General features: G+C 37.1%; 7 protein-coding genes. 1 reads left to right on the top strand and 6 read right to left on the bottom strand.

Translation table 11 applies throughout. The annotated features are described in order from the left end of the window. Positions 1-326: 326 nt before the first annotated feature. A complete protein-coding gene (gene pyrE, locus IM479_RS20465; protein WP_287685105.1) occupies positions 327-914 on the bottom strand; it encodes an orotate phosphoribosyltransferase in 588 nt (195 codons plus the stop codon). Positions 915-1069: 155 nt separating this feature from the next. Between pyrE and IM479_RS20460 the strand changes: the two genes are divergently transcribed. Continuing rightward, positions 1070-1522, top strand: a complete 453-nt coding sequence (locus tag IM479_RS20460) for a porin (RefSeq protein ID WP_287685106.1) — start codon at positions 1070-1072, stop codon at positions 1520-1522. A 114-nt stretch (positions 1523-1636) separates the two neighbouring features. Here IM479_RS20460 and IM479_RS20455 read toward each other — a convergent pair whose 3' ends face one another. The 5 genes from IM479_RS20455 to IM479_RS20435 all read right to left on the bottom strand — a co-directional run bounded on the left by IM479_RS20455 (position 1637) and on the right by IM479_RS20435 (position 10038). Next, positions 1637-3631, bottom strand: a complete 1995-nt coding sequence (locus IM479_RS20455) for an ABC transporter ATP-binding protein/permease (RefSeq protein WP_287685107.1) — start codon at positions 3629-3631, stop codon at positions 1637-1639. Between the two features lie 152 nt (positions 3632-3783). Further along, positions 3784-4056, bottom strand: coding sequence for a condensation domain-containing protein (locus IM479_RS20450; protein WP_287685108.1), 273 nt, complete (start codon positions 4054-4056; stop codon positions 3784-3786). A gap of 90 nt (positions 4057-4146) precedes the next feature. Continuing rightward, positions 4147-4923 (bottom strand): SDR family NAD(P)-dependent oxidoreductase, encoded by a 777-nt coding sequence (locus tag IM479_RS20445; protein ID WP_286825441.1) that lies wholly within the window; start codon positions 4921-4923, stop codon positions 4147-4149. Positions 4924-4984: 61 nt separating this feature from the next. Then, the gene (locus IM479_RS20440; RefSeq protein ID WP_287685109.1) at positions 4985-6721 is read right to left on the bottom strand and encodes a condensation domain-containing protein; all 1737 of its coding nucleotides are present in this window, start codon (positions 6719-6721) and stop codon (positions 4985-4987) included. Positions 6722-6759: 38 nt separating this feature from the next. Beyond that, positions 6760-10038 carry a non-ribosomal peptide synthetase gene (locus tag IM479_RS20435; RefSeq protein ID WP_287685110.1) on the bottom strand — a complete coding sequence of 1093 codons (3279 nt, stop codon included), beginning with the start codon at positions 10036-10038 and terminating at the stop codon, positions 6760-6762. Positions 10039-10116: the final 78 nt, after the last annotated feature.

Below are 10116 nucleotides of genomic sequence, written 5' to 3'. Positions count from 1 at the left end.
TCCGAAAGTCCTTGACTTGTTTCAGTTTTTCTATTAAGCTCAACATATATTTTAAAAGTTGGCGGTCACTTTTCATTTTACCTGACAGTGATCGCTTTTACTTTTGATATTCTGATGGGAGAATGAAACAGCCCTACCCTGCCCCCCTTGATAAGGGGGGTTTCTGATAATTTTTAACGCCTACCTACTTAACTTATCGTTTAGGCAATGAAAGCAGCCCGCTTGAATCTGTCTTCCTCTTTGTGTTCTTTGTGCCTTTGTGGTTTATCCCCAGAGCCAATCCGACTTTTAAAATCAAGTTATCGAGCGTTTCTGGCCACTCACCGCTATTTATTATGATAGGCCGCCTGTAGATCCCGAATTGAAAACAAAGCTTGAAACTTTATTCCCTGAGATTGGTAAAATTCCGCCCCTCCTTGCTCTCTATCCACCAAAGCAATGATTAAATCTACTTGATAACCCGCATCCCGTAATCTTTCTACCGCTACCATGGCACTTTTCCCGGTTGTCACCACATCTTCGAGGACAACCACCGCAGCACCGGGGTTTAAAGTCGGCCCCTCGATATAAGCCATAGTCCCGTGACCTTTTGCCTCTTTGCGGACGATTAAAGCTGGAATCGGGCGATTTTCGTAGGCAGATACCACACTAACCGCGCTGACAATCGGATCCGCCCCTAGGGTTAATCCTGCCACCGCTTGGGTATCTAGAGGCAGTAGAGACAGCAATAAACGCCCCACGGCTAAAGCTCCCTCCGCAGTGAGGGTAACTTGTTTACCGTTGATATAGTAGCGGCTTTTTTGTCCTGAAGACAGGGTGAAGTCCCCCTCTCGATAGGCAAGACGGACAAGAGCATCGAGGAGAAATTGACGCAGGGAAGCAGTATCGAGAGTCGCTACCGAGGAATTAGCCATATTTTCAGGATTGGGAGCCTAACTGACTCCAAAATTTCGGTTACAATTGAGCCAAAAGTCATTATATATTGACTCGATCGCTAGTATTGATTTCTTTCTCGTCCCATTGACGGGATTTTTTAATTAACCCTATCCCTGTGAGGAGATTTTTACCCATGCGCGCTCAATTTTTACTTCCTTCTCTGTTTTGTTTAACCGGTTTAGTCTGGTTGAGTCCGCCTAGTGCGATCGCCCAAAATCCACCCGCCACCAATCCCCCACCGGTAAAAATCCAACAATTGCAACTTGTCCCCTCTCCCGATACGGCGGTGGGATTTAATAATATCCCCGGTTTGTTTAACCGCGCTGTTAATAACAATACGGGTCGTTTCTACGACTACACCAACATTTTAGGACAGTTAAACTCTCTTTTTGGTTGGCGTACTTTTCCCCAAGGTTCCTATTTCGATAATATGATTACCCGGGATGCCAAATTGACCGAAACTTTATACTATGATGTCATGCAACAGCAACAGTCCGGCCCCTTAATTCGCACCCAAGATTTACTCAATCCCTTCGATACTTCCCTACAGGAAAATCCCAGTTATTTAAGTCCAGGCGGCTTTTAATCCGCCAATTTAACTCGGAATTGGCGAACAATGTAATGGGTCGAGAATCTTCTTTGAAGGTTCCCGAACTGCGGCAAGATGCCTTTTTAAGTTCGATCGAAGCTCCCTGAGAAGCTAAACTCTCACCCATTTGGCAATATCAAGGGTTTTGTCATAACGATAGCTCATGCCATCATTGGCAATAATCGTTTGACCTCGACTGGCTTTATTTTTGATGGTACTTAAGCTATAGTTGGTCAGTTTTTGCATTTCTTGATGGGTAAAATTGTCTTGATTGTTAATTTCAGAGACAATTTCTATGGTTTCATCAACGGTTTTGGCATTGTTAGAATGAGTGGCAATCGCTGCTGATGGATGATAGTCTTCCATTCTCATTAATCGCCAAGTAGAATCCTCGGAAAGTTCCAAAACCTTTTGATGGTAGTTAAACAAACTTTCTCGATGTCCGACACTAATAAAGGTCTTTCCAGTTTGTTGTAACTGTTTATATAAATGATCTTCATTTTTTAAATCTAAAGCACTGGTGGCTTCATCTAAAATCACAAAATCTGGCTGATTAACGAACAGTCGCGCAAAGGCTAGACGTTGTTGTTCTCCTAAAGATAAAATATTTTCCCAATCCACTTCCTCATCAAAATTTTTGATGCGATTAAGAACATCTTGCAGGTTAACTTCTTGTAATATTTCTTTTAATTGGGATTCACTCATCTCCGTTGTCGTTTGAGGATAAATTAGCTGTTCACGCAAGTTTCCTAAAATGATATAAGGACGTTGGGGTAAAAATAATAAATCGTCGAGGGGAGGTCGCACCAAATGACCTGTACCTGTATTCCATAACCCAGAAATAGCGCGTAAAAGAGAACTTTTTCCTCGACCACTTGGACCAACAATTAATAAACCTTCCCCTGGTTCAACGGACAGGGATAAATGTTCGACAATCACTTTAGCAGCATCGGGAGTTTGTAAGGTGACATCCTCAAAAGTTAGATTGTTATCTTCAATGACTTTAATGGTATTAACCTGGTTGGTTTGTTCGCTTACAGTATCTAAAGCTTGGGAAAAATCTTCTAAACGTTCAATATAATTAATAAACTGACCGGAGCGTCCAAATTCATCCACTAACACGGATAAAGCTGTGGAAAAGAAATAGCAACAATAGCTGGCTTGATTAACTTGTCCAAACTCAATTCTACCACTAATATATAATGGGGAAACAATTAAGAAGGGGAAGATTTGAACAATGGATTCATAGCCACGGTTAAAAAATTCCTGGGTTCTTTCCCAATTAATTCTTTCAATAATGATTTTAATCACCTGATTGAACTTCCTTTGAATAATATTTAACTCTTTTTCTTCCCCTCTAAAAAATGCAATTGATTCAGCGTGAGTACGAACATGAGTAATGGCGTATTTATAGGTTCCTTCCACGTCTAATTGTTGTTTATTGATTTTATTTAATTGTTGAATAATATAGGCAGCAAGAATATTTCCAATAATCGTATAAACCAGAAGCACTATAGAAATGGTTCTAGAAATTGACCAAAGGATGACAATAAAAACCAGCATCTCCATGAGTTTTTCGACGCAGGTTGTTAAAAAGTCCATCGTTGTTCTGGTGATGGGTTGAATTTCTTGGGATAAACGTTGATCTGGATTTTCAATATCTCCTTTAAAATTGATTCGATAATAAGCCCGATTTTCAAAATATTTTTGCAAGATACTACTATTGATCCATTGATACCAATCCAGCGCAATTAGTTTTTTAAGAAACTTAGACAATCCTCCGAAAAACGTCATACTGCCTAGGGTAATCCCATAAATGATGACAAAATAGGTTAATTTTTCTGCATCCTTAGCTTCCGTGAAGGTAATTAAGTCTCTAAAAACAAAACTATTAAACGCATTAAGTCCGACTACTCCCACTAATAACAAAAACAATAAAACTAGCATTCCCCAGGAACGAATAATCTGTGAAAAAGCTCTATCATGGTGTTCTTTAGGATACCAATAAGCTTGAATAAATCTTAAAAATTCTTGAAGAGATTGATTGAAAGTTTGAACATCTTCTTTGAGATTTATACTATCTGAGGTTTTTTCGGCAACACTCATAGGATTCTCCTTGTGCTAAAATGGGGACATTAGAACTTTGAATGTCTAACTTAAGAGATAGACATTCATTCAGCATACCATAAAAATCTCCATTATTATCACAAATTTTATTACGACTATTTTCTGGATTTTCTACAGATCAGGAATGAATATTAAGCGAATTGGATCAGATTCATAATAGTTTCCAAAGCTTTCCTAAAGATATCAATATCTAAATTGCCATCAATTTGAAAGCGAAACGGCATATTATAGGTATAGCCTTGAGCTTCCAATTGGTACAAAAACCAAAGTCTTTCTTGAGAAAAAGAAAGCGGTACAAGTTGAGATTTATCTCTAGGCGGTATCGTATTTGTTTTGACACCGATTCCTTTTTTTTGTAGTAACAGCTTGAGTAATTTTTGTTTGTCTTGAGAGTTATGATTCATTTTTACCCTGGGTTAAATAGGTTTTAATCTAGTGATTTTAGGTTGGTTTGATGGATACAAATCAACCTAAAAATTGTTTAATTATTGATGCTAAATAGCGGTATAACCTCCATCTACCATTAAAATTGCTCCGGTTACATAAGAGGAAGCTTCGGAGGCTAAAAATACGACGGGACCAATTAACTCTTGTAAATCTCCGGTTCGTTTCATGGGAATTCTAGTGTATAATTCGTCCATTTCATCCCCAGTTGAACGTAAACCTTCTGTTCCTTCCATCATATTATTCATATACCCTGGTGCAAAAGCATTGACTCGAATTTTGTTACTAGCTAATTCGACCGCTAGGGATTTTACCAATTGATTGACACCGCCTTTTGCGGCGCTATATGCTCCTGAAGATTTGGGAACAGCAACGAAGGCACAGATAGAAGAATTCATAATAATTGAACCTCCTGTACCTTGTTGCAGCATTTGTTTGGTTGCGAGTTGAGCGCAATTAAAACAACCTTTTAAATCAACATTAATAACCTCATCCCATTCCAATTCCTCTAATTCGTGAGTGTTTTTGAGAATTTCAACCCCTGCATTACAAACCATAATATCGAGTTGACCATAATGAGCAACGGCCTGTTCAATTAAATTCTGACAAGCTGGACGTTGACGAACATCGGTGTGAATTGCCATGGCTTCGCCGCCTGCTTCTTGAATGAGTTGAACCGTTTGTTCAGCACCAACTTGATTAATATCACCAATTACCACCTTAGCTCCAGCTTGTGCTAACCCTTGCGCTAATACCCGACCAATTCCTCGGGCAGCGCCCGTGATAATTGCAACTTTACCTGTTAAATCAAAGAGATGATTTGTCATTTTTTTTCTGTATTTTTTTTGTAATCATACCATTTTTAAAGCTAGGGAAATACGCTTAAATTCATTTATTTTTAAAGGTTGTGATTAGACGGGCTACAGTGGGATTTTCAAAAAAATCACGCAAAGTACAATTAATTTTAATAATCTTACCGATTTTATCAATTACCTGAATAACTTTTTGAGAATCCCCCCCAAGGTCAAAAAAGTTATCATTAACACTAATTTCTTCTAATTCTAAAACTTCTTGCCAGATATTGATCACGGTTTCTCTAGTTAGATTATGGGGTAAGTCATTAGATTTAATTTCATTGATTGATAAAGACAAGGGAGAAGTATTGCCGGAGAAGGAGACGGATTCAGATAAAGGACATAGATCAGAAATGGTTTTATCAGGATCAGTGACAATATTCTTCAATAACTGCTGAAAATATTGTTCCATTTGAGTAATAGTTTCAGTCGTGAATAAATCAGCTTTATACACGAAAGCACCTTTTATACCTTGCTCAGTTTCTTCAAGGGATATAGTTAAATCATTTTCAGCACTATGGGCATCTATATCCATTTTTGATAACTCGTCCGTGACTGTCAGATTGATCAATTTTAAATCTTGTTTAGGAGCATTCTGGAAAAGGAAAATAACTTGATGAAACAAAGCATATTGAGAATCTCTAATCGGTTTTAATTTTTCCACTAACGTGATAAAAGGAATTTCTTGATAAGCATCAAATTCTAAACTCATTTCTTTTACTTGATGCAGCAAGTCCCGAAAATTGGCTTGATATTCTACATGAGTATATAAGGGGAGAAACTGAACCATAAGTCCGATTAAATCTTGTGTTTCGGGTTGGTTACGATTAGCCGCAACTCCACCAATAATAATTTCTGTCTGTTGTGTATAGTAAAAGAGTAATATTTTTAAGGCGGCTAATAAAGTCATATACAAAGTCGCTTTTTCTTGATGACTTAATGACTTTAATGCGTCTGTTAAGTTTTGAGAAATGAGGAAATAATGAATGGCTGCTTCAACAGGTTGAGCCGTTGTGCGTGGGTAATCAGTAGGAAGTTTTAAAATGGGTGGGTTAATCCCTATATGTTTCTTCCAAAAATCCAGATGAGATTGCCATGAATTATCTTTTATTGATTGCCATTGCCACAGAGAAAAGTCACCATATTGAATCGGTAATTCAGGCAAAGGTGAAGGTTTATTCAGACAAAAAGTTTCATAAAGAATGCCTAACTCTTTAGTTAAAATATTCAAAGACCAACCATCAGCAATAATATGATGGATTATCATGATTAACAGATAGTTATCTTCAGCAAATTTTATAACTTTACTGCGAAATAATGAACCTTGTTCTAAGTCAAAAGGTCGGTTAATTTCTGCTGAAAATAATCTTTTGGTTTCTTTTTCTTGCTCCAGTTCACTAAGTCTTTGTAGGTCAAGAATTGAAAAATCAAAAACTGGATCATCTGTAATTTTTTGGAACACTTTCCCATCTATACAAGTAAAAGTTGTCCGCAAACTTTCATGACGTTTGACAATTTCTCTTAAGCTTTCCTCTAGTGCAGGAACATTAAGCAAGCCTTCAATGCGATAAATACAAGGCAAGTTATAAATACAATTTTCTGGATAAAATTGAGCAAAAAACCAAAGTTCTAACTGAGTTAAAGAGATAGGAATTAATTCAGAGTTGGATGATTGGCGTTTAGGTATAGTATTTACTTTTTTAAAACTAATACCTTTTTTTTGAAGCAGGAGCTTGAGTAATTTTTGTTGATCTTGAGAGTTGTTTTTCATTTGTAATTAATAATTCAGGAGTGGTTGACTTATTTTTTTTAGTTTTGAGATAATAAAGCTTGAACTTCTTCTGGTGAAAGTTGGGAAATTTCTTGAACCGTTACGGCAATTTCATTCAGTAAACCTTCATTCCCCACTAATTCAATCATGACTTGAGTTAATTGGCTGATAGTTGAGTGATTAAAAAGTTGGCGCACAGAAACTTCAATTTCTAAGGTTTGACGGATTTTACTAATCAGTTGAATCGCTTTTAAAGAATGTCCACCTAACACAAAGAAATCGTCTTCAATCCCAACTCGTTCGACTTTTAAAATTTCTGCCCAAATTCCTGCTAAAACTTCTTCAATTGCAGTTCGAGGAGCAACATAATTTTGAGTTAACGATAAGTGGTTTTTATCCGGTATAGGTAATACTTTTCGATCAACCTTACCGTTAGGACTGAGTTGAAAAGATTCCATCACCACAAAAGCAGAGGGGATCATATAGTCGGGTAGCCAGTTTTCAAGAAAATGACGTAATTCAACTTGGTTTATGGTTTCACCCGGACGGGGAATAAAATAAGCAGCTAAATATTTTTCTCTGGCTGTTTCTCCCTGAACTGTAGCAACAGCTTGAGCAATTTGAGGATGTTGATTTAAAATAGTTTCTACTTCCCCTAATTCAATTCTGTAACCTCTAACTTTCACCCCATCATCAATTCTTCCTAAATACTCGATATCTCCATTGGGTAAATAACGCGCTAAATCCCCAGTTTTATACAGCCATGAATTATCGCTAAAGGGATTAGGAATAAATTTTTCTTGGGTTAATTGGGGATTATTGAAATAACCCCGCGCTAAACCGCCACCCGCAACATATAACTCCCCAGTAACTCCGATGGGTACGGGTTGAAGATAGGAATTTAAAATATAAACTTGCACATTAATAGCGGGTTTACCAATGGGAATATACTTCGGCCAAAGCTCAGGATTAGGGTCAAAGGTATAACTGGTAACGAGATCCGCTTCTGTGGGTCCATAAAAATTGTATAGCGTACAATGTTCGAGTTGTTTGAATACAGAAATCATCCTTGGAGTAATTTGTAATTGCTCTCCAGCTGAAATAATTTCACGCAAGTTAGCAAATAAGTAGGTTTCCTCACTATAGGTTTCGATTAATTGTTGTAACAAAGTAACGGGCAAAATTGCTTTATGAATTGGATTCTTAGCGAACAATTGACTTAATTTAGCAAGGTCTAAACGCGAATCTTCTGGAACAATAAATAAGCTCCCCCCTAAACACAACGCAGCAAAGATTTCGTGATAGCTGACATCGAAATTAAAGGGAGCAAATTGTAAAAAATTCCTCTCTGGTGACATTTTTACCCGATGATCCTCAATAATATTAGTTAAGGATTGATGCAGGATCATAATACCTTTGGGTACACCCGTAGAGCCTGAACTATAAATAATATAAGCCAAATCCTTTAAACTCACGGGGTTGTCAAGATTGGTCTTGGGTTCTAAGGCAATTTCTGACCCTTGTTCATCCAATAAAATCCGTTGAGAAATGGTTTCACTGTTTAAAAGGTATTGACAATTTTTTTGGGTTAATAAGGTTTGAAGTTGGGTGTCTTGCAGGATGTAAGAAAGTCTTTCTTGAGGATAGGTTGGGTCTAGGGGAACACAGACACCGCCTACTTTTAACACTGCTAAAACGGCAATCACCATATTGACAGACCGTTCTAAACAAATCCCCACCAAAGATTGAGAACTCACACCGATTTTTTGTAAATAATGAGCCAGTTGATTGGCAGACTCATTCAGTTCTTGATAGGTTAATTGTTGCTCTTGAAAAACAACAGCAATGGCTGAAGGAGTTTTGATGGCTTGTTGTTCAAATAATTCATGAACGCACTGTTTTATGGGATTTTCTGGTATCGTTTGATTCCATTCAATTAATAATAATTGACGTTCTGCTTCCGTTAACAGAGGTAAGTCTTGAATCTGGCGATGGGGATTAATGGCGATTCCTGCTAATAAGGTTTGAAAATGACCTAACATCCGTTCAATGGTGTCATTTTCAAATCGTTCTTGAGGATAAATAATTTTAATAGTTAAGGCTTCTCCAGGGGTGACAATAACGGTTAAGGGATAATCAGCATTGCCATAATCTTGCATTTCCCCGACTTGTAAACCGCCTAAATTCTCACTATCATTTTCGCTAAAGGGTAAATTTTCAAAGACAACAAAACTTTCAAAAACTGAATGAGGAGCAGGAATTTCACTCCATTTTTGAATGTCAATTAGAGAACTATAACTATATTGCTCTCGTTCTAAATGCTCTTGTTGTAATTGTTGAAACCAAGTTAATAATTCAAGTTGAGGCTCAATTTGGATGCGAATGGGTAAGGTATTTAAAAACATACCAACCATCGATTCAATCCCTGTAAAATTGGGCGGTCGCCCCGAAACGGTTGCCCCAAATACAATATCAGATTCACTGCTATAATGATGTAATAATAAAGCCCAAGCTCCTTGAATGAAGGTAGAAAGAGTAAGGCGATATTCTTGGGCGAGTAATTTCAGACGACTGGTAATTTCTGGAGAAAGTGTTGATTTTTGATCAAGATAATTTTTACTTTGAGTAACAAGAGGATTTAACGGTTTATCAACGACTAATGGAGTTGGAGAGGTAAAGCCTTGAAGATTTTGTCGCCAAAAGAGTTCGGCTTGGGTTTGATCTTGCTGTTGTACCCAATTGATATAATCTTGATAAGGGCGAGGTGTGGGTAAATTAACGGGTCGATGGTTGATAAGTCCAGCGTAAAACTTGAAAACTTCTTTCAACAGAATTGCTGTTGCCCAACCATCTAATAAAATATGATGTCCAGTATGGATAAATTCATATTTTTGATCTTCAAGTTGAATTAAATGACATCGAAGTAAGGGGACTTTATCTAATTCAAAATATTGCTCTTTATCAGAGGTTAATAATTTTTGAAATTTAGTTTCTTGTTCGGCGGGAGAATGGGATCGCCAATCATAATTAAACCAAGGCAAGCTGACATTTTTTCTAACCACTTGCAAAGGCTGTTTGGTTTTTTTCCAAGCAAAACAAGTCCGTAAAATACTATGTCTATCTACTACTTTTTGCCAAGCTTGTTGGAACGCATTAATATCTAAATTGCCTTGTAAGGTGATTTGAATTTGTGATAAATACGTCTTTGATTCTGGATTATATAAAGAATGAAACAGCATCCCCTGCTGCATGGGAGAAAGGGGATAAATGGATTCAATATCTTTTTTACTAACCCTAGATTGTTGAGGTGTTACCATTATTTTTCCCAATAGATTAAATAAAAATGTGCGTGAGTTTATTGAATCAAATTTTATTCAATAAATACGATAAACTTA

It is taken from the genome of Microcystis sp. M165S2, from assembly GCF_020245885.1.
Classification (GTDB): Bacteria; Cyanobacteriota; Cyanobacteriia; order Cyanobacteriales; family Microcystaceae; genus Microcystis.
The sequence above is the reverse complement of the archived record's forward strand: the minus strand, read 5'-3'. Positions and strand labels throughout refer to the sequence as shown.